The sequence below is a fragment of the Streptomyces sp. NPDC002004 genome, assembly GCF_053593975.1.
In genome coordinates this window covers 536927-557765 of record NZ_JBSFDP010000001.1, presented here as the reverse complement: position 1 = coordinate 557765, position 20839 = coordinate 536927, and the positions used below count along the sequence as shown (strand labels likewise).

General features: G+C 72.5%; 18 protein-coding genes. 14 read left to right on the top strand and 4 right to left on the bottom strand.

Annotated elements, in window-relative coordinates; genetic code table 11:
* The first annotated feature begins 25 nt into the window (after window positions 1–25).
* Complete coding sequence (locus ACWCP6_RS02410) at window positions 26–445, top strand: arsenate reductase ArsC (protein ID WP_450930425.1); 420 nt, start codon at window positions 26–28, stop codon at window positions 443–445.
* A 274-nt stretch (window positions 446–719) separates the two neighbouring features.
* The gene (locus ACWCP6_RS02405) at window positions 720–1292 is read left to right on the top strand and encodes a hypothetical protein (RefSeq protein ID WP_450930424.1); all 573 of its coding nucleotides are present in this window, start codon (window positions 720–722) and stop codon (window positions 1290–1292) included.
* A gap of 40 nt (window positions 1293–1332) precedes the next feature.
* Here the strand turns inward: ACWCP6_RS02405 and ACWCP6_RS02400 are convergent, their stop codons facing one another.
* Window positions 1333–2028 (bottom strand): DUF899 domain-containing protein, encoded by a 696-nt coding sequence (locus ACWCP6_RS02400; RefSeq protein ID WP_450930423.1) that lies wholly within the window; start codon window positions 2026–2028, stop codon window positions 1333–1335.
* 119 nt (window positions 2029–2147) lie between these two features.
* Complete coding sequence (locus ACWCP6_RS02395) at window positions 2148–3110, bottom strand: alpha/beta hydrolase (RefSeq protein WP_450930422.1); 963 nt, start codon at window positions 3108–3110, stop codon at window positions 2148–2150.
* A gap of 326 nt (window positions 3111–3436) precedes the next feature.
* On the opposite strand from ACWCP6_RS02395, the gene ACWCP6_RS02390 reads away from it, so the two are divergent.
* The 10 genes from ACWCP6_RS02390 to obgE all read left to right on the top strand — a co-directional run bounded on the left by ACWCP6_RS02390 (window position 3437) and on the right by obgE (window position 15243).
* Entirely contained in the window at window positions 3437–4003 is a 567-nt protein-coding gene (locus ACWCP6_RS02390) for a hypothetical protein (RefSeq protein WP_450930421.1), read from the top strand.
* 257 nt (window positions 4004–4260) lie between these two features.
* The gene (locus tag ACWCP6_RS02385; protein ID WP_450930420.1) at window positions 4261–4884 is read left to right on the top strand and encodes a DUF6230 family protein; all 624 of its coding nucleotides are present in this window, start codon (window positions 4261–4263) and stop codon (window positions 4882–4884) included.
* 109 nt (window positions 4885–4993) lie between these two features.
* Window positions 4994–5443, top strand: coding sequence for a DUF6114 domain-containing protein (locus ACWCP6_RS02380; RefSeq protein WP_450930559.1), 450 nt, complete (start codon window positions 4994–4996; stop codon window positions 5441–5443).
* A complete protein-coding gene (locus ACWCP6_RS02375) occupies window positions 5433–6152 on the top strand; it encodes a hypothetical protein (protein ID WP_450930419.1) in 720 nt (239 codons plus the stop codon). Before ACWCP6_RS02380 ends, ACWCP6_RS02375 begins: the two co-directional genes overlap by 11 nt.
* Window positions 6153–6249: 97 nt before the next feature.
* The gene (locus tag ACWCP6_RS02370; RefSeq protein ID WP_450930418.1) at window positions 6250–7434 is read left to right on the top strand and encodes a hypothetical protein; all 1185 of its coding nucleotides are present in this window, start codon (window positions 6250–6252) and stop codon (window positions 7432–7434) included.
* A 47-nt stretch (window positions 7435–7481) separates the two neighbouring features.
* Entirely contained in the window at window positions 7482–8273 is a 792-nt protein-coding gene (locus tag ACWCP6_RS02365) for a TIGR03936 family radical SAM-associated protein (RefSeq protein ID WP_450930417.1), read from the top strand.
* A gap of 238 nt (window positions 8274–8511) precedes the next feature.
* The gene (locus ACWCP6_RS02360; protein ID WP_450930416.1) at window positions 8512–12774 is read left to right on the top strand and encodes an Rne/Rng family ribonuclease; all 4263 of its coding nucleotides are present in this window, start codon (window positions 8512–8514) and stop codon (window positions 12772–12774) included.
* A 276-nt stretch (window positions 12775–13050) separates the two neighbouring features.
* Window positions 13051–13371: a 50S ribosomal protein L21 gene (rplU, locus tag ACWCP6_RS02355; protein WP_450930415.1), complete on the top strand. Its 321-nt coding sequence runs from the start codon at window positions 13051–13053 to the stop codon at window positions 13369–13371.
* A 14-nt stretch (window positions 13372–13385) separates the two neighbouring features.
* Window positions 13386–13640, top strand: coding sequence for a 50S ribosomal protein L27 (gene rpmA / locus ACWCP6_RS02350; RefSeq protein WP_023550764.1), 255 nt, complete (start codon window positions 13386–13388; stop codon window positions 13638–13640).
* Between the two features lie 166 nt (window positions 13641–13806).
* A complete protein-coding gene (obgE, locus tag ACWCP6_RS02345) occupies window positions 13807–15243 on the top strand; it encodes a GTPase ObgE (RefSeq protein WP_450930414.1) in 1437 nt (478 codons plus the stop codon).
* Window positions 15244–15302: 59 nt separating this feature from the next.
* On the opposite strand, the gene ACWCP6_RS02340 is transcribed toward obgE, so the two are convergent.
* Together ACWCP6_RS02340 and ACWCP6_RS02335 are read right to left on the bottom strand one after the other, a co-directional pair.
* Complete coding sequence (locus ACWCP6_RS02340; protein ID WP_450930413.1) at window positions 15303–16280, bottom strand: phage baseplate protein; 978 nt, start codon at window positions 16278–16280, stop codon at window positions 15303–15305.
* 110 nt (window positions 16281–16390) lie between these two features.
* Window positions 16391–18487 (bottom strand): hypothetical protein, encoded by a 2097-nt coding sequence (locus ACWCP6_RS02335; RefSeq protein WP_450930412.1) that lies wholly within the window; start codon window positions 18485–18487, stop codon window positions 16391–16393.
* A gap of 356 nt (window positions 18488–18843) precedes the next feature.
* Between ACWCP6_RS02335 and proB the strand changes: the two genes are divergently transcribed.
* On the top strand, window positions 18844–19971 hold the full coding sequence (gene proB, locus ACWCP6_RS02330; protein ID WP_450930411.1) for a glutamate 5-kinase: 1128 nt from the start codon (window positions 18844–18846) through the stop codon (window positions 19969–19971).
* A 336-nt stretch (window positions 19972–20307) separates the two neighbouring features.
* On the top strand, window positions 20308–20772 hold the full coding sequence (locus ACWCP6_RS02325; protein ID WP_450930558.1) for a hypothetical protein: 465 nt from the start codon (window positions 20308–20310) through the stop codon (window positions 20770–20772).
* Window positions 20773–20839: the final 67 nt, after the last annotated feature.

Below are 20839 nucleotides of genomic sequence, written 5' to 3'. Positions count from 1 at the left end.
AGCCCCTTCCCGGAAAGATCCCGCCATGAGCGCTCCCGCCCCCCGCCCGTCCGTCCTGTTCGTCTGCGTCCACAACGCCGGGCGCTCTCAGATGGCTGCCGCCTTCCTCACCCACCTGGCCGGGGGCAGGATCGAGGTGCGCTCCGCGGGTTCGGCCCCCGCCGACACCGTGAATCCGGCGGTCGTCGAGGCGATGCAGGAGGTCGGCATCGACATCTCCGCCGAGACCCCGAAGGTACTGACCACCGAAGCCGTGCAGGCGTCGGACGTGGTCATCACGATGGGGTGCGGCGACACCTGCCCCGTGTTCCCGGGGAAGCGGTACCTCGACTGGCAGCTCGACGACCCTGCCGGTCAGGGGGTCGATGCGGTACGTCCCATCCGGGACGAGATCGAGCGATACGTACGCAGCTTGATCGGTGAACTCGCGACTCGGGCCTGCTGAGATGCCTCACGAGCGGACCACTCCGCCGATGCGTCACCGCGCGACTTCGGACTTCGCCAGAAGCAGGCGGCCGCCGCCTCGGCATCCCTGCGCCGCAACGGAACACCAGCAGCTGCCTGTCAGGGCAGTGGACAGGTGACTCGGCCTGTCGGCGTTCCGGGTGCGCCGCGTGCACGCCGAGTGCGTCCGTCGTGGTGCTCCGTGTGCGTGTGCCCCGGGCCGACGTGCCGGTGCGGTGGTTGCGTCCCCGACGGGTGATGGCCACCGTGAACGGGTGCTTCTCGTTCCGGGGTGGATGTGGCAGCGGGGGTCGGTGATCCGTGCTGTGGGCGCCGGCCTCGCCGCCGGCGTCTTCTTCGGGGCTTTCGTTCTCGTCGAGGCGAGGGCATGGGCGGGCGCCGCGGTGGTCTTCGTGGTGCTGAGCCTGTTCTACGGGACCCGGGTGGCGCGCCGGATGGACAGGGTCTGGCCTGCTGCCAAGGGCATGAACCGCGCCGACCGCGCGGCCGTGGTGCGTGCCACCCGGCGAGGCGAGGCCATCGGTGATCCCCGGCTGGCGCCCGCGGTCGTCGAGTACGCCGGCGCCCTGCACCGGACCGCCGAGGAGGACCGGCTGCGCCGCTGGGTCGTCGTGCTCGTGACCGTGCTCGCGGTCGCTCTCGCCGTGTACGACAGCGTGATGGGCTCCTCCGGCGAGACCATCGCATCGTGGCTGGTGGTCGTGCTGTTTCTGGCCGACCTGATGTGGTGGCCCCGCCGTCGAGCCCGCCTGCTGGCCCGGGCCGATCGGGCGGAGGCGGCGGCTCGCCGTGCGACGGGCGCGGGCTGCGCGACGGGGGGTTCCTGACTGCGGGCGACGGATCGCACGCTCATCGGCCGTGACCGGTTCAGCGGCCGCCGGAGTCCGGGCCGTACCGCGCGGCGATGTCCTTGGACGTCGCCCACCGGCTGTACGTGGGTGACTGGGGCCAGCCCTCGGGCGAGTCCTGCCATTCCTCCTGCCGTCCGTACGGCAGGAGATCGATCAGCGCGAAGGTGTGACTGAGCTGCTCGGTGCCCCGACCGTTGGTGTGCCAGGTGCGATAGACGGTGTCGCCGTCGCGCAGGAACACGTTGACGGCGAACCCTCCGCCGGGCGGTGCGCCGACGTCGGCCCCGAAGGAGCTGTGGGCAGTCGAGTACCACGTCATCCGGTTGCCGACCCGCTGCTTGTAGGCGAGTGCCTCGTCGATCGGGCCCTGGGTGACGATGACGAATCGCGCATCGTAGTTGTCCAGGAACTCCAGGCGGGTGTACTGCGAGGTGAACCCCGTGCAGCCAGGGCACTGCCATTCCTCGCCGGCGAACCACATGTGGTTGTAGACGATCAGTTGCCTCCTGCCTTCGAAGACGTCCGCCAGCCGCACGAGGCCGTCCTCGCCCTCGAGGGTGTAGTCGGGCATCTCGACCATCGGCAGGCGACGACGCTCGGCGGCGATGGCGTCGAGCTCCCGCGTCGCGGCCTTCTCCCGGGAGCGCAGTGCCTCGAGCCGGCGCTCCCAGGTTGCGGCGTCGACGACGGGCGGTAGGGCGTGGGTGCTCATGGTCCCCTCACAAAGCTCGTGCTCCGCTTTCGCTTGTGCAGAGGTGGACCCCACCGGGCTCCGGAACTCATCGGTCGCCGGCCGACGGGGCGGCAGGACGCCGGGACTCCAGGCGTCCCCTAGGCGGTTCCGAGTGCGTCGCGCAGAAGCGAGACGGCCTGGTCGACGGCTCCTCGGGTGGCCTTGGACTGGCTGAGCGAGTTGATCATCATGAAGTCGTGCACCGTGCCGTCGTAGCGCACCGTGGTGACCGGCACGCCGGCGGCGCGCAGCTTGGCGGCGTACGCCTCGCCCTCGTCGCGCAGCACGTCGGCCTCGTCGACGATCAGCAGGGCGGGCGGCAGGCCGGTGAGCTGCTCGGTGGTGGCGTGGTTGGGAGAGGCGGTGATCTCCACGCGCTGCTTCCGGTCGGTGGTGTAGGCGTCCCAGAACCACTCCATCGCCTTGCGGCTGAGGTAGTAGCCGTTGTCGAACTGGTCGTAGGACCTGGTGTCCATGGCCGCGTCCGTGACCGGGTAGTACATCGACTGCTGCACGAAGGTGACGTCACCGCGTTCCTTGGCCATCAGGGTGAGCGCGGCGGTCATGTTCCCGCCGACCGAGTCGCCGGCCACCGCCATGCGCCGGGCGTCCAGGCCCTTGGACGCGCCCTCGCGCGTGATCCACTGTGCGGTGGCGTAGCCCTGCTCGATGGCCACGGGGTAGTGGGCCTCCGGTGAGGGGGTGTACTCCACGAAGGCCACTGCCGCGTTGGCGCCGACCGCCAACTCCCGTACCAGGCGGTCATGGGTGGCGGCGTTGCCCAGCACCCAGCCGCCGCCGTGCATGTACAGCACGACGGGCAGTGTTGCGGTGGTGCCCTGCGGTTTGACGATGCGCACCCGGACGTCGCCCACGGAGGCCGGTACGGTGATCCACTCCTCGTCGACCGGCAGCTTGTCGATCGGCGCGGCCTGGAGGTCGTCGAGGACCTTGCGCGCCTCGGTCGGCTCCAGCTCGTACAGGAACGGATGGTTCGAGGTCGCGTCGGCCAACTCCTGTGCCGGGCGCTCCAGGACGATCGAGGCGGATTGAGCAGTCATGACAGTGCTCCCTGGCGGTGCTGGGAAAGCCCATGATGAAGAGCGAAGAGCGGCAGGTGTGTGATGCCCGCCCTGGGGGGCGCCGGCGCCGCCGCACGCCCGGGCTCTGGACCGAGCCCCTGGTTCAAGCCCGTGATGTGGCCCGCTATGGGGCGATATGCCCATCGTAGTCGCGCCCTTTGCGTCCCTCGACCTCGGGCGCCGGGCCGGGCGCGGACCCGGCCGGGCGCCGCGAGAGGCGCGGCCGCGCGATGCCGTCGCCGTGATCGGCCGCGCCGGTAGAGTGCGGTGATCATGGAATTTGGCATGAACGGGGAAAGATGAGCATGCGTGATGCCCGTGCCGTGGCCCGGGTCGTCGGCCGGCGCACGGCACTTCGCTGTCTCGCCGCCGGGGTCGGGGCCTCGCTCCTGGCGGCCTGTGCGGGCAAGGGCGGCGGCGAGAAGGGTGAGGGCGGCGAAGGCGCGGCGAGCGGTCCGACCGGCAAGGCGTTCGCCGCCTTCGTACGCGGCACCTGGCGGGTCGACTCGACCAGCACCCGGGGTGAGAAGGCGACCGGCATCGCCGTCGTCGAGGACGGCACCTGGTCCATGACCTACGCCGGCCTGGACTCGATGCGGGGCACCTGGTCGCTCCGGGGCGGCCGTCTGGCGCTGCGGGCGCCCGAGTCGCCGCGCGACCCGGAGGACCTGGCCGACGCCGCGGCCACCCAGGTGCCCGCGACGGTGGGCGACTCGGTCTCCGTGGTCCTGCCGTGGCAGCCGCCAGGCGCGCCCGGCGCGGGCGACGGGCAGAAGCTCGACGTGGCGTACAACGCCAAGGAGGGCGTGCTGCGGATCCGGCACATCGAGGCGAGCGGCAGCATGACCATCCACAGCTGCACCCGGGCCTGAGCAGGGGCGGGCGGACAGGGCCGTACGGGTCCGCCCACCCGTACGGCCGGGTGCGCGGGACCCTCCCCGGCGCGCGACGGCGCGCTGTTCCGGCCACATCACCCGTCCGGCCGACCTGACGTGCCGTCGGCTACCGCGCCCGTAAGCCTAGGATCCGTCACCGGACACCGGGGACGTCGCCCGCCCGTCCTGCGGGCGGACCGGACGCCTCCGGCCCCCGCCGGGCACCGGCGGGCCCCATGACCGGAGGAGACGGGATGCTGCACCGCTCCGGCAGAACCCGCTGGAAGCGCTTCGCCGCCGTTCTCGTCTCCTGCGCCGTCGCCACGACGGCTCTCGGGATCGCCATGGCTCAGGGGGCGCTGGCCGCGTCGTTCTTCATCTCGGGCCAGCGGTTCCAGTTCGCCGCGGACACGTTGAACATCCGTGGGCTGAGCATCTACAGCATGGTGGACGTGACCCGGAGGGGCAGCCTCGTGCCGGTCGTGGTCACCGGAGCCCGGCACGCGAAGATCAGCGGCCTGTGCGAGTCCGTGGTGGTCGATATCCCGGCCCTCGGCCCGTACACGCTGAGGCTCACCGGAGGCGACCGGAGCCGGGCCGAGGCGCAGAACATGTTCATCGACGCGACGTCCGTGGCGGCCGGGCAGGCCGATCTGGACTCCATCGACGTCGGTGTCGCGGCCGGAGCGGTCACCGAGGGCCCGATCGCCCCGGGGGACAGGCACTCGCGGTTCTTCGACCCCGACGGCATCGCACAGCAGGCCGAGGCGGCCTCCCTGACCGATGTGCAGGCCACCGTGGTCGCGTTCTCGGCCGGCACCTTCACCATTCCCGGCCTCGACGTGCGCGTCCGAGCGGGCCGCCACGAATGCTTCTGACCTCCCGGCGGGCGGCGCCCGCCCGCGTACCCGTCCGCCGGATGCCCCCGTCCGCCGCTCACCCTGGGAAGCGCCCGTGTTCTTCGACCACTTCGGCAGACGCCCGGACCTGCGCGTCACCGCCGCCGACGCCCGACGGAGATTCAGGACGTGGCGGGGGGAACGCCCTTTCTGGGCCGGGCTGTTCACCCTCAAGGCGGGTGTGCCCATCATCTACTTCCCCTACGCGCACCTGAGCCTGGGCGGCATCCCGCTGGCACTGTCGACCACCTCCGGCGCCGGATCCCTGATCATCGGGGTGCTCCTCGTGGTCCTCGGCGTCTCCCTCTGGTTCCACCAGCAGATCCGGGTCTTCGCCGGGGTCGCGGCCCTGCTGCTCGCCCTCGTCTCCTTTCCCGTCGCCAACTTCGGGGGCCTCTTCTTCGGTCTGATCTCCGCCCTGATCGGCGGCTCACTGGCCTGCGCCTGGGCTCCGCCCGCGGCCGTCGACGCACCACGGGCCGCCGCGGACCGCGTGGCCGCCGCCGCGACGCCGGCCGGGGACCGGAATGTCGGGTGACGAGCCCACCCGTCCCGCGCCGCCGCCCCGCATGACCGTCCCGCTGCCGCGCCCCCTGGCATGCGCGGTGGCCGTGACCGCCCTGTCCGTGGCGCTGCACCTCGCCGCACCGGCGGCCTCGCACGCGGTGCACGTGCTCGGCGGCACCCGTACCGCGGGGGTGTCCGCGGCGCTCGCCCCGGATGTCGGCGGGCGCGCGTCCGGCGGCGCCCGGGCCGCGGGCACGCGGGCCCGGACAGCGGCCCGCCTGCCGGGAGCCTCCTGGACCCTGCGCGCCGACCGGCTCGTGCTGCACGGCACCGCCTTCCGCGGCGTGGTCACCGTGCGGACCGCCGCCGGGTCCCGACGGATGCTGAAGTTCACCGCACGATCGCTGGACATCGGCGGCCTCGACATGACGACGGACCGGGGCGGTTCGGCGCCGCGTCTGCGGGCCGGGCCCGGGACCGCCACCGTCACGGCCGAGGGCGGGGGTGTGGTGACCCTGTACATGAGGAAGCTGTCCGGCACGGTCGCCGGCCGGGGAGGAGCCGCACAGCGTGCGGGCCGCGGTGTCACCGTCACCCCCGACGCCGTGCCCCGGTGGCTCACCCGTCCCACGGCACCCGTACGCACCCTCGCCCTCGAGAACGTGACCGTGTCACGGGTCGCCCAGTTCGGCGGCCGGCTGTCCGTCACGGCGCCGGTCCTGCGCCCGCGCGCCGAGTGACCGAACCTGCCCGCGCGCGGGCCGGGCGGCCGCCGGGCGGTCGCCGCGCGCGGGCAGGCTCCGCAACGATGTGCGCCGGTCCTGCGTCCCTGCACGTATGGACCCCGTGAAGACCGACACCCACGACCCCGGACCCGCGGGGGAGGGGTGCCTGACCGTCGCCGTCCGCATCCCCGTGCGGATCGTGGTGCTGGTGCTCGTCGTCCCGGTGCGCATGGTGTGGGACGCGCTCGTGGTGTGCGGCCGGTTCCTGAACGACGCCGTACTCAGGCCGTTCGGCCGTGCCGTGATGTGGGTGCTGGCACCGGTCGGCCGTGGCGTGGCCCGGCTGGCCGCGGGCGTGGCGACCGTGACGGGCTCACTGCTCAGGGGTATCGGTGCCGCCCTGCTGTGGCTGGGCAGGCTGCTGTTCGTCACGCCCTGGGTGGCGCTGTGGAAGTACGTCGCCGTGCCGCTCGGCGGAGTGCTCGCCCGGCTCGGGCGGGTACTGGTCGTCGCGCCCGCCGGGTGGCTCCACGAGACCGTGCTGGCACCCTTGGGGCGGGGCATCGCGCACGGTGCCCGCGCACTGGGCCGCGGCGTCGCGTGGCTGGCCCGCCGCTTCGGGAACGGGTGCGCCCTGCTGTGGCGCGTCCTCGTCGTCACGCCCTCGGCATGGCTGTACGGCACGTTGCTCGCCCCGTGCGGGCGGGCGATCGCCCGCACGGCGCGGTACGTCGCCGCCGGGGTCGCCTGGGCGGCGCGGAAGACCGGGGCGGGCGTGGCCCGGGTGGCCGCGGGAATCGCCCTCGTCGTCGTGACCCTGCTGCGCTGGCTCCTCGCGGTGCCCGCGCTGGCCCTCTGGCGATGGGTGCTGGCGCCGGTGGGACGGGCGGTCGCCGTGCTCGCCCGCGAGGTGCGGGACGCCCTCGGGCACGCCTGGCGGGTCGCCGGACATGTGTCACTCGTCGTCGGACGGTTCCTCGGACGACTCTTCCGGTGGATCTTCGTCGAGCCGGTGAGGTGGGCGTACCGGACGGTCCTCACCCCGGTCGGGCACCTTGTCCGCGACGTGGTCTGGCGGCCGGCGGCCCGGGCCGCCGAGGCCGTCGGACACACGGTGCGCCAGGCCCTGGCAGCGGCCCGCGACACCGCGCGCCAGGCCCGCGCAGACATCCGCCGCGCGCTCTTCGGTGCCCCGCGCGCACCCGAGCCCCTTCCGCTCGGGCGCCCCCGGCGGGAACCCGGGGGCGACGGAGAACGTACTCTTGGTAGCAGTACGACCGCACTCATGAAGGACTGACGACACTGGGCAAGCGACAGCCCGAAGGCCCGCCGCCCGCACCCGCGGTGCAGCGCATCCGTCTGCGCTACACCAAGCGCGGCCGCCTCCGGTTCACCAGCCACCGTGACTTCCAGCGCGCTTTCGAGCGGGCGCTGCGCCGCGCCGAGGTACCCATGGCGTACTCGGCGGGGTTCACGCCCCACCCGAAGGTGTCGTACGCCAATGCCGCACCCACCGGCACGGGCAGTGAGGCCGAGTACCTGGAGATCGCGCTCACCGCGTCGCGCGACCCGGAGAAGCTGCGCGTCCTCCTCGACGAGTCGCTGCCGCCGGGGCTCGATGTGACCGAGGCCGTCGAGGCCCGCACCTCGGGTCTCGCCGACCGGCTGACCGCCTCCGTGTGGGAGCTGCGCCTCGACGGCGTGGAGCCGGCGGACGCGGCGCGCGCGGCGGAGACCTTCCGGGCGGCCGGGACGGTCGAGGTGAGCCGCAGGACCAAGAACGGCATGCGGACGTTCGACGCCCGGCCGGCCGTCGCGAGTCTCGAAGTGGCCGAAGCCCCGGCTGATAGGTCCGGGGACCAGCCCTGTGCGATACTGCGGCTGGTTGTTCGGCACGTGACGCCTGCCGTTCGACCCGACGACGTCCTGTCCGGTCTCCGAGCTGTGGCCGACCTGGCGCCGCCGGTCCCCGCAGCGGTGACCAGGCTGGCGCAGGGGCTTTTCGATGAAGAGACCGGCACGGTGACCGACCCGCTCGCGCCCGACCGCGAGGCAGTCACGGCCGCCCCGGCCGATCGCTCAGGGGCCGCCGAAGCCGCCGCCGCGAAGGCGCCGATGCCGGAAGGTTCCGCGTAAGGACGGTCGTCGAAGCGCCGCCCTCGTACTCGGGAGCCACCTGGGTCGGGCGACGCACCGACCAGCAGACTTTCGCCAGGCCGTACGTACAACGCGTACGGAACCGGCGAGACAGGACATAGAGCTCCCGTGCGGCGCCCGCGCCCCCGGACGGCGGCCCCGCGCCACGCAGCGTGTGAGCCGCGGACGTCACCGGACCAGGCGCGGCGCCCGGGAGCCTGACGGGAGATACGCCCGCATGCTCGAGCCGAACGAACCCACTGAGGGCTCCGAGAACAACACCCCCAGTGACACGCTGCCGCCCCGCCGCAGGCGCCGCGCCGCGTCCCGCCCCGCGGGACCGCCCACGGCGACCCCGGAGCCCACGACGCCGGCCATACCGTCCGCGGAGACGGACGTGCCCGCAGGCACGGGTGCCGAGGCCGGACAGGCCGTGGAGGTGGCTGCGGAGCCCACCGCACCGGCGCCGGTGAGCGCCGGTGCCGAGCAGCGGCCCGCCGAGGCCGCCGCCGCAACGGAAGAGGAAGGCGAAGCCGTCGAGGAGGCCGCGGCCCCGCGTCGTACGCGCCGTCGCGCCACTCGTGCCGTGTCCGCGCCCCCGGCGCAGGCCGCCGAGGCCGCTGCCGCTCCCGTCGCCGAGGCCGCGGAGAAGGCCACCGAAGCAGCCGAGGCCGCTCCGGCCGCCGAGGCCGCCGCCGAGGAGGCTCCGGCGCCGCGTCGTGCGCGCCGTCGTGCCACTCGTGCCGTGGCCGCGCCGGAGGCCGTCGAGACGGTCGCCGCTCCGGCCGCCGAGGACGCGGAGAAGGCCACTGAAGCAGCCGAGGCCGCTCCGGCCGCCGAGGCCGCCGCCGAGGAGGCTCCGGCGCCGCGTCGTGCGCGCCGTCGTGCTACCCGTGCCGTGGCCGCGCCGGAGGCCGTCGAGACGGCCGCCGAGACCGCGCCCGAGGCCGCCCCCGCTCCGGTCGCCGAGACCGCGGAGAAGACCACCGCGACCCCCGAGGCCGCCGACGCCGGTGCCGAGGACGCCGCGGCCCCGCGTCGTACCCGCCGCCGCGCCACCCGCCGCGTGTCCGCGCCCGCCGGAGCACCGGAGGCCGCCGCCGAGAGCGCCGGGACATCCGCGCCCGCCGAGCCGGCCGTCGCCGACCAGGTCGCCGCGCTGGAGGAGGCCGCCGTGGCCGCCGCTGCCGCGCCCACCGCGGAGGAGCCCGCCGCTCCCCGTGGCCGTACCCGCCGCCGGGCGACCCGGGGCGTGTCCGCCGCCGGTGCCGCCGAGAGCACGCCTGCCGAGGAGGCCGCCGTGGCCACCGAGCCCACGCCCGAGGCCGCCGCCGGGACTACCGAGCCCGAGACCGCCGCAGAGGCCCCCGAGGCCGAGGAGGCCGCGCCCCGCCGTGGCCGCCGCCGGGCCGCCCGCAAGGCCGCGACCGGGTTCTCCGAGCCCGCGGCGCAGAAGGCACGGGGCGGCGAGGCCGGTGCCGGGGAATCCGCGCGGCCCGCGCGTCCGTCCGTCGCCGTGTTCCAGGCGCCCGTGTTCGCCGAGCCGATGTTCCAGACCCCGGAGCGCGCCGCCGCCGCTGCCGCAGCCGAGGCCGCCGAGGTCTCCGGCACGGACGAGGACGCGGCCGAGGCCGTGGAGGAGACCTCGCCGCGCCGCCGTCGCCGTCGCCGTGGCGCCGAGCCCGTGGCCCCCCTCACGGAGGAGATCCCCGAGGCCGGCGAGGACGAGGCCGAGGACGAGGCCGTCGAGGAGCTCACCGACGAGGCCGCCGAGGCCGAGGAGAGCGAGGAGACCGGTTCGCGTCGCCGTCGCCGTCGCGGCGGCCGCCGCCGTCGTCGCGGTGAGTCCGCCGATGCGGAGGCGGAGGAGTACGCCGCCGAACGCGAACAGGCCGACCAGGACCGCGAGGACACCGCGGAGCAGGAAGAGGAGGACGACGAGGAGGCCGCGGAGCGCGCCGACGGCTACGAGTCGGGCTCCACCAGCAGCCGTCGCCGCCGTCGTCGCCGTCGTCGTGCCGGTGACACCTCCGTCGACACCGAGCCGTCCCCCGAGGACCCGGAGCGCACGGTCGTCAAGGTCCGCGAGCCGCGCAAGGAGAAGCCGGTCTCGGACGAGGTGCAGTCCATCAAGGGCTCCACCCGTCTGGAGGCGAAGAAGCAGCGCCGCCGCGAGGGCCGCGAGCAGGGCCGCCGCCGCGTGCCGATCATCACCGAGGCGGAGTTCCTGGCGCGCCGTGAGGCCGTCGAGCGTGTGATGGTCGTCCGCCAGCACGGCGACCGCACGCAGATCGGCGTCCTCGAGGACAACGTGCTCGTCGAGCACTACGTCAACAAGGAGCAGTCGACCTCGTACGTCGGCAACGTCTACCTGGGCAAGGTCCAGAACGTGCTGCCGTCGATGGAGGCCGCCTTCATCGACATCGGCAAGGGCCGCAACGCCGTCCTGTACGCGGGTGAGGTCAACTTCGAGGCGCTGGGGCTCGCCAACGGCCCGCGCCGCATCGAGACGGCTCTCAAGTCCGGCCAGTCGGTGCTCGTCCAGGTGACGAAGGACCCGATCGGCCACAAGGGCGCCCGCCTGACCAGCCAGGTCTCGCTGCCGGGCCGCTACCTGGTCTACGTGCCCGAGGGCTCGATGACCGGCATCAGCCGCAAGCTGCCCGACACCGAGCGCGCGCGTCTGAAGACCATCCTCAAGAAGATCGTCCCCGAGGACGCGGGCGTCATCGTGCGCACCGCCGCCGAGGGCGCGAGCGAGGACGAGCTGCGCCGCGACGTCGAGCGTCTGCAGTCGCAGTGGGAGGACATCCAGAAGAAGGCGAAGAGCGGCAACGCTCCGACGCTGCTGTACGGCGAGCCGGACATGACCGTCCGTGTCGTACGCGACATCTTCAACGAGGACTTCTCCAAGGTCATCGTCAGCGGTGACGACGCCTGGCAGACCATCCACGGCTATGTCGCGCACGTCGCGCCCGACCTGGCCGACCGGCTGCAGCGGTGGACCTCCGAGGTCGACGTCTTCGCGACCTACCGGATCGACGAGCAGCTCTCCAAGGCGCTGGACCGCAAGGTCTGGCTGCCGAGCGGCGGCTCGCTGGTGATCGACAAGACCGAGGCCATGGTCGTGGTCGACGTCAACACCGGCAAGTTCACCGGCCAGGGCGGCAATCTCGAAGAGACCGTGACCAGGAACAACCTGGAGGCGGCCGAGGAGATCGTGCGCCAGCTGCGGCTGCGCGACCTGGGCGGCATCGTCGTCATCGACTTCATCGACATGGTGCTGGAGTCCAACCGGGACCTGGTGCTGCGGCGTCTGCTCGAATGCCTGGGCCGGGACCGTACGAAGCACCAGGTCGCCGAGGTCACCTCGCTGGGCCTGGTCCAGATGACCCGCAAGCGGGTCGGCCAGGGCCTGCTGGAGTCGTTCTCCGAGACCTGCGTCCACTGCAACGGCCGTGGCCTGATCGTGCACATGGAGCAGCCGACCACCCCGGGTGGCGGCGGCAAGCGCAAGAAGCGCGGCCGTGGCGGCGAGCACGTCCACGAGGCCGCGGAGCCGGCGGTGACCGAGGAGGAGACCGCCGAGACCGCGGAGGAGGTCGCGGCCGAGGCCGCGGCTCCCGTGGCGCTGCCCGAGCCCGCCTTTGCGCCGGACGAGGAGCTGTACAGCTCGGCTGCCGAGGCCGAGGCCGCCGTCGGCGGACGTGGCCGGCGGCGCCGGGCCACCCGTCGGGTGTCCGCTCCTGCGGGTGCTCCGCAGGCGGCGGAGGCCGTCGTGAACCGTGCGGAGGCCCCCAAGAAGGCCGCCGAGGCCGCCAAGGAGGCCGAGGAGGCCCAGGCCCCGGTGGAGCCCGTCGCCGAGGCCGCGGGCGAGCCCGTTGCCGAAGCCGCGCCGAAGGGCCGTACGCGCCGTCGGGCGACCCGCAAGGCGACGGCCCCGGCCGGTTCGCCGAAGGCTGCCGACGAGCCGGTGGCCGCCGAGGTGACGGTCACGGAGCCGGCCGCGCAAGCCGCTCCCGAGGCCGCCGCTGCGGCCGAGGAGCCCGCGGCGCCGGCCGAGCCGGCCGCCGAGCCCGCCCCGGCCCGTCCGCGGCGCCGTGCGGTCCGCAGGGCCACAGCGCCCGCCACGTCCGACGAGGCGGCCGTCGTGGTCGTCCCGTCGGCCGAAGCGGCGACGGCGGAGCCGGTCGAGGCGAACGAGCAGGCCGGACGGGACGAGGAGGCGGCCGAGGAGGCCGCTGCCGAGGAGACCGCCGCACCGGTCGCCGAGGAGGCCGCTGCGGAGGCCGAGGCCCCTGCGGCCAAGAAGGCGGCCCGCAAGACCGCCAAGAAGGCCACGGCGAAGAAGGCGGCCACCAAGAAGACCGCGGCCAAGAAGACCACCGTCGCCAAGAAGGCGACGGCGAAGAAGGCCACGGCGAAGAAGGCGGCCACGAAGAAGACCGCGGCGGCGCAGCCGACGCTGTCCTCCGTGGCGGCCTCGGGCGACGAGGCCTGACCGGCGCCGTCGGCCCACCTGTTCGACCGCCGGTACCGGCAGGAATGCCGGTACCGGCACGGGTTACGGGGCCCGGTTTGACCCTTCAGACCGGGCCCCGTAACCTTGACCGTCGGCGTCTGTGGACGCCACCCCTCTGAGCAACTCCCTCCAGGCCGGGCCGGACAGGCTCGCCACGGAGAGGCCGTTCGTCCTCTGCGGATCGCAGGGCCTTCGGGGCCCGCGTGAGCGGCTGGCATCAGGGGATCCGTTTCGAGCACAGAGAGTGAGATCCGCGTGTACGCCATCGTGCGCAGCGGTGGTCGCCAGCACAAGGTTGCTGTCGGCGACATCGTTGAGGTTGACAAGATTTCCACTGCCCAGATTGGCGACACGGTCGAGCTCTCGACCCTGCTGCTCGTCGACGGGGACTCCGTGACCAGCGACCCGTGGGTGCTGGCCGGCATCAAGGTCCAGGCCGAGGTCGTGGACCACCACAAGGGCGCGAAGATCGACATCCTGCGCTACAAGAACAAGACCGGCTACCGCCGTCGTCAGGGCCACCGCCAGCAGTACACGGCGATCAAGGTCACTGAGATCCCCACGGCTGCGAAGTAAGGGACTGAGGAGAGATGGCACACAAGAAGGGCGCATCGTCCACTCGGAACGGTCGCGACTCGAACGCTCAGCGGCTCGGCGTGAAGCGCTTCGGCGGTCAGGTCGTCAACGCCGGTGAGATCCTGGTCCGCCAGCGCGGCACCCACTTCCACCCGGGTGCGGGCGTCGGCCGTGGCGGCGACGACACGCTGTTCGCCCTGCAGGCCGGTGCGGTGGAGTTCGGCACGCACCGCGGCCGCAAGGTCGTGAACATCGTTCCGGTCGCCTGATCCACTGATTCACGGATCAAGGCTCCCGTAGAGCGAGTTCTCAGCGCGAGGCGGACCTCGGCTTCCCGAACGGGAAGCAGGTCCGCCTTTCGCGTGTTGGAACAGAGACATCACAGACTTACCTGAACGTACTGCCGTTATCGGCTGATCAACTGGAGGCACTTCCATGACCACCTTCGTGGACCGCGTCGAGCTGTACATCGCCGCGGGTAACGGAGGCCACGGCTGTGCCTCCGTGCATCGCGAGAAGTTCAAGCCGCTCGGCGGCCCCGACGGCGGCAACGGCGGCCGGGGCGGCGATGTGATCCTGACCGTCGACCAGTCGGTCACCACGCTGCTCGACTACCACCACAGCCCGCACCGCAAGGCCACCAATGGCAAGCCCGGCGAGGGCGGCAACCGCTCCGGCAAGGACGGTCAGGACCTGGTCCTGCCGGTCCCGAACGGCACGGTCGTCCTCGACAAGCGGGGCAACGTCCTCGCGGACCTCGTCGGCCACGGAACGTCGTACGTCGCCGCCCAGGGCGGCCGCGGCGGCCTCGGCAACGCGGCGCTGGCGTCGGCGCGGCGCAAGGCCCCGGGCTTCGCGCTGCTGGGCGAGCCGGGCAAGTCCGACGACATCGTCCTCGAGCTGAAGACCGTCGCGGACGTGGCCCTCGTCGGCTACCCGAGCGCGGGCAAGTCCTCGCTGATCTCGGTGCTCTCCGCCGCGCGGCCGAAGATCGCGGACTACCCCTTCACCACCCTCGTCCCGAACCTGGGCGTGGTCACCGCCGGCGCCACCGTCTACACCATCGCGGACGTGCCGGGCCTCATCCCCGGTGCCAGCCAGGGCAAGGGCCTGGGCCTGGAGTTCCTGCGCCACGTCGAGCGCTGCTCGGTCCTGGTCCACGTCCTGGACACCGCCACCCTCGAATCGGAGCGCGACCCCGCCTCCGACCTCGACGCCATCGAGGAGGAGCTGGCGCAGTACGGCGGCCTCGACAACCGTCCCCGGGTGGTCGTCCTCAACAAGATCGACGTACCGGACGGACAGGACCTCGCGGACATGGTCCGCCCGGATCTGGAGGCACGCGGCTACCACGTCCTCGAGGTCTCGGCGGTCTCCCGCAAGGGCCTGAAGGAGCTGTCGTTCGCGCTGGCCGACATCGTCGCCAAGGCGCGTGCCGCGAAGCCGAAGGAGGAGTCGACCCGGATCGTCATCCGCCCGAAGGCGGTCGACGACGCGGGCTTCACCGTCACCCGCGAGGACGACGGCATCTTCCGCGTGCGCGGCGAGAAGCCCGAACGCTGGGTGCGCCAGACCGACTTCAACAACGACGAGGCCGTCGGCTACCTCGCCGACCGCCTCAACCGCCTCGGCGTCGAGGAGGAGCTCGTGAAGGCGGGTGCCCGGGCCGGTGACGGAGTCGCCATCGGTTCCGAGGAGGACGCAGTCGTCTTCGACTGGGAGCCCTCGCTGACGGCCGGTGCGGAGATGCTCGGCCGCCGTGGCGAGGACCACCGCTTCGAGGCACCCCGCCCCGCAGCCCAGCGCCGCCGTGACCGCGAGGCGGAACGCGACGACGCACAGCGCGAGTTCGACGACTTCGAGCCCTTCTAGCCGGGCCCGGGCCGTCCCTGGGGCGCGGAGCGTTCCGCGTCCCCAGGGCCCGCGGAACGCTAGACCAGCACGTTCTTGTAGAACAGGTTGGAACGGCGGTCCCCGGAGACGCCCGAGGCGAAGCCGAGGAAGAGCCGGACCTCGCCGCCCACCGTCTGGTAGATGGCGAGGCCCTCCGGCTCACGGAAGGTGAGGGTCGAGCCGGCCTGCGTGAACACCGGCGCCTGGGCGATCGCGCCCGTGTTCATGTTGATGGTGGTGATCTCCGAGTTGATGTTGTCCTCGCCGGTCACGTCCTTCGAGTCGCCCGTCATGACGTACAGGTACTGGCCGTAGGCCGTGTACCCCTGGAAGGTCTGCGACATCGTCGGCAGCGCCGGCTGCTTGAAGTTCGCCAGCGGGCTGCCGAAGTTGCCGTTCGTGGCCGCCGTGAGGTCGTAGACGGCGATGTGCTTTCCGTCGCCGCTGACGTTGTAGCGCACGATCAGACGGTTGTTCACGGGGTCGATGGAGCACGTGTGCTCGTTCGCCGTCGACACGGGCGTGAACTTCGTCAGTGCGGACGACGTGTTCGTCAGGGTCGTCCCGCTGGTGAACTTGAAACGGGCGAGCCGCTGCCCGTACCCGTTGGAGTTGGCGTCGACCTCGGTCCACAGGTACGTCGACGTGCCGACTCCCTGCGCGCCGAAGGCGACACCGTGGCCGAAGCCCTTGAGGTGCATGTAGCCGAGGTAGTTGCCGTCGAAGTCGAGCTGGGTGATGCACAGGTCGCCCGCCGTGTCGGACGAGCCGTCGAGCCGCTGGGCCACGAACAGCCGCCGGTTGACGTTGTCGAAGGCGAAGCCCTGCTGCACCGTCGAGTCGTGCAGCGGCTGGCTGCGGTACAGGTCGTACGACGGCTGCGTGAGGTCGAAGCGCTGCGACGACGGCACCGTGGCCGAGGCGGGTCCGGCGCCCAGCCCGAGTCCGAGGGCGGCGAGACCGAGGCCACCGCCGGCCTTGAGCAGCCCGCGGCGGGTGAGCGGGGCCTGCTTCATGGGTCCTCCAGGTGAAGATGACAGGTACACGCGGTGAAGTGCGTGCAGAGGACCTTATGCGAAGGGGCCCCGGAAGATCACTTCCGGGGCCCCTTCTTCACGCTCGGGAGCTAGGCGTTGACCGAGTCCTCGGCGCCGTTCGACTCCGGTGCCTCCTGGGCGGCTTCCTCGGCCGCCTCGGCGTCGGCGGCACCGCGCGGAGAGGGGATCTCCGCCGCGAGACGCCCGGCCATGCGGACGCGCCGCTCGTCGGCCTGGGTGCACAGTGCCTGCACCGCGCCGTCGAAGCGGGCGAGCGACGGCGGGTCCGACGGGCCGAGGAGGTGCTCCTTCAGCTCGGCACGCGCCTCGGTGAAGGCGTCCTTCTCGGGCGAGCGGACCGACTCCAGGAGGGCCGGGACACCGTCCGCCGCGGGCGTGAGGACCGTGCCCGCGCTCACCGTGGGGAACCCGGCGCGGAAGGCGGCCTCGGTCATCCCGGAGGTGTTGGCGACCGCGTACGGCTTCTCGCTGCTCAGCCAGTCGGAGACGACGCTCGACACGTCACTGATCAGCAGGTCGGCCTGGTTGAAGCAGGCGAAGATCGCCGGACGTGCGTCCGTGATGATCTGGTGCTCCCATTCCGGGAGGGACGCCCAGTACGCGGCCTCCCACGCGGTCGTCGCCTCCGCGATGGCCGTCTCGTGGTCGCCCTGCGGGGTGCCCTGGAGCAGCATCCGCTCCATCTCGTCCGCGCTCGCACGGAACGCGGACGACGTCAGCTGGTCCAGCTCGGCCGTGCGCCGCGCCAGTTCGGCGGCGGCCTCCGGGCCCGGCCGGGCGCCGGAACGCTGCGTGTTGGCCTCGCGGATCATCGCCTTGATCCGCACGTTGGCGGCGCCCGCGCGCGGGTCGACGGAGCCGGTCATCGGGTGCGGCTTGTAGAGGAGGCGCACACCCGGGTCGGCGAGCAGATGGCGGACGATGTTCTCGCCGGCCAGCACCACCGAGGTGTTGCCGGGGTTGCCGTCCCAGCCCTCCCAGGTGGGTGCGTACAGGACGGTCGTGTACGGGCCCGTGGGCGCGCCGCCGTACGGGCGGATGGGCGCCAGCTGCGGGCGGCCGACCTCGACGATGTCCTTGTTCTCGACGCCCACTTCGGCGAGCAGGTACCGCTCGCGCGCCGCGGGGCCGGCGACCCACACCTCGTCGTACGCCTTCGCGTACGGGTTGCAGGAGGACAGCTTGTCGCTCTCGCCGTGGTTGATGAACGCGTGCTTGATCGTGGGGATGCGCAACACCTGCGAGGTCTTACCGGAGTTCGCGGGGTGCAGCATCATCTTCAGCGTCGAGTTCTCCAGCGAGAACATCGTGGCGACCTTCGGGAAGCAGATGACCGGCACGTCGGTCGCGTCGATCTTCTGCACCATGAACCGCTCGCGCAGCACGATCAGCGGCTTGCCCTCCAGCTTCGAGAGCGTCGACAGCCACATGTTGGCCTGGTAGGCGGAGGACGTGCCGCCCGAGAAGTACATGGCGACGGTCGGCCGGTAGTCCGCCAGCCACTTGTCCAGCCACTGCATGACCTTCTGCTCGTTCGCCGAACGCTTCTTCGGCAGCAGCCAGGTGGCGAGGTACACGACGCCGGCGAGCATGAACGCGTCGGACAGGCACACGCCGATCAGGCCCCAGGACGCGTCCTTGGCGGCAGCCGTCGCCAGCAGGCCGATCGTGCCCGGGATCGAGAACGTCAGCAGCCGGTGGCCCGGACGGCGCGCCAGGATGCGCGGCGGCGCGGCGGTCAGGTGCAGCTCGGAGGCGTCGATGTTGCGGGTGACGATCGGCAGCGTGCGGGACCTGCGGACCAGCACCGCGGCGGCCTGGCAGGCGAAGTGGAGTCCGTAGACCGCGAGGAGCGCGATGGTGAGCGGAGCCTGCTGGTTCAGCGGCTCGATGTCGTCTATCCGCAGCAGTCCGACCAGGATGAGCATGTCGCGCAGCAGCTGCCGGACCGTCACATCGAACCGGATCTTGCCCAGCAGCGAGAGCAGGCCGGGCTGCTTGTGCTGCAGATAGGTGTCGAGAGCGAGACCGGCGGCGGAGGCCGCGACGAACACCGGCACGTTCGGTACGAGTGCACCGACGAGCTGGGCCGTGAAGAACGCGAACATCGCGGTGAGCGCTGAGAGCTGCACGATGCGGCGTGGGGCGAGACCGGCAGAGGGCACGGGCTGGGCTCCTGGCGGGGTATCGGACAGAGGGGACCCCTGACCGTATGACCTCCCCTGCCCGGCAAGCAATCCAGCGTGATGACAGTCACCGGAAAACAGAACAAATGGGACATACGTCCGGCCTCTTGGGCCTGTCCGTCCCTCGAAACGCGGCGGCGCCCCCCGTCCGTTCTCACGTAGATTGACCATCATCGAGGCGATGGACAAGTCGGTCGCGGAGACGCCGGTCACACGGACGTGCACACCACACGCGCACGGACGGCGTGCGCGGAGACGGCGCACGGCACGTGCGCGGACGGCGTGCCGGGGCGGCGGACGGAAAACGCAGAGCCACAAGACATAGGGGAAAGCACGTGGCAGGGGCAAGGCAGGCTGTCGTGGACGCCCGCAGGATCGTGGTCAAGGTCGGTTCCTCGTCCCTGACCACCGCGGCGGGGGGCCTCGACGCCGACCGGGTCGACGCCCTGGTCGACGTACTCGCCAAGAGCCGCAGCGGCGGCGAGAAGGAGATCGTCCTCGTCTCCTCCGGTGCCATCGCCGCCGGCCTCGCCCCGCTCGGGCTGCGCCGCCGCCCCAAGGACCTGGCCCGTCAGCAGGCCGCCGCCAGCGTGGGCCAGGGCCTCCTGGTGGCCCGCTACACCGCGTCCTTCGCGCGCTACGGCGTCCGTGTCGGCCAGATCCTGCTGACCACCGACGACACCAGCCGCCGTGCCCACCACCGCAACGCCTCGCGCACCCTCGACAAGCTCCTGGCGATGGGGGCGCTCCCGGTCGTCAACGAGAACGACACCGTCGCCACCGACGAGATCCGCTTCGGCGACAACGACCGGCTCGCCGCCCTCGTCGCCCATCTGGTGCGCGCCGATCTGCTCGTGCTGCTCTCCGACGTCGACGGCCTGTACGACGGTGACCCGAGCAAGCCCGGTACGTCCCGGATGGCCCAGGTGCACGGCCCCGACGACCTCGCGGGCATCGAGATCGGCAGCACCGGCAAGGCGGGCGTCGGCACCGGCGGCATGGTGACCAAGGTCGAGGCCGCCCGGATCGCCGCCGCCGCGGGCATCCCGGTGGTCCTCACCTCGGCGATCCACGCCGCCGACGCACTCGCGGGCCGTGACACGGGCACCTACTTCCACCCCACCGGACGCCGGTCCGCCGACCGCCTGCTGTGGCTCCAGCACGCCTCGACCCCGCAGGGGCACCTCACCCTCGACGCCGGGGCGGTACGCGCGATCGTGCACGGCGGCAAGTCCCTGCTGCCCGCGGGCATCGTGGCCGTCGAGGGCGAGTTCAGCGCGGGGGACCCCGTCGAGCTCCGCGACACCGACGGGCACGCCGTCGCCCGCGGCCTGGTCAACTTCGACGCCAAGGAGATCCCCCGGCTGATCGGCCGCTCCACGCACGAGCTGGCCCGCGACCTCGGCCCCGCCTACGAGCGGGAGGTCGTCCACCGCGACGATCTGGTGCTGCTTCAGCCGTAAGGGGCGCGGTGCCTCCGGTGAGGCCGGCCGCGTCGGCCGGGGGAGACGGACCAGGGCCCGCAAGGGTTTCCTGACATGTCCCGAGCGACTCGTGCTCCTGGCCGGATCCGGTTCGGAACGCGCGTTCCGGGCGGCCCGGTAAGTGGGACCTTCGTGGCTGTGCCGGCCCGGGGGCGATCCCCGGACCCCTGGCCGGATCCGGTTCGGAACGCGTGTTCCGGGCGGCCCGGTAAGTGGGACCTTCGTGAAAACCGCCCCAAGGACGCTGTGGGCCTGCTCAACTTTGTTGCAGGGATTCCGCACGACCATTGCGTAGAGGAGGCCGTCGTGAGACGAGTGCGCCCGGAGGCGGCGTCCCGCGATGCGGGTGTCTCCCAGGCCCTCGGACCGGCGAGGGAGGACCGGGCGCTGAAGAGCGTCGCGGCGGGGGAGGACTTCGCGGGTGAGGGCACCGAGGAAGCGCCCCGGCTGTGGCACGTCACCCTCAGCGTCTCCGGCGCCGAGGCCCCGCTCAAGGAGGTCCGGCGCGGTCTCGAGCAGCTCGCCCACGACCACCCCTTCCTGCTGACCAGCCGGTACGCCAACGACCACGCCGAGATCCGCTACTGGGAAGAGGCCCGCGATCTGCACGACGCCGCCGCCGTGGCGCTGCGGCTGTGGGGCGAGCACCGGCAGACGGCGAAGCTGCCGCCCTGGGAGATCGTCGGCCTGGAGGTCATCGACCGGGAGACGTACCACCAGCGGATCGCGGAGGGGTACGGACCGCTCCCGGCGACTCCCGTGGGCGTACACCCGTTCTGATGCGGGGGGCGTACACCCGTTCCCGGAGGTGTCCGATCCGGCGGTTTGCGCCCGTCTCGGGGGGTGG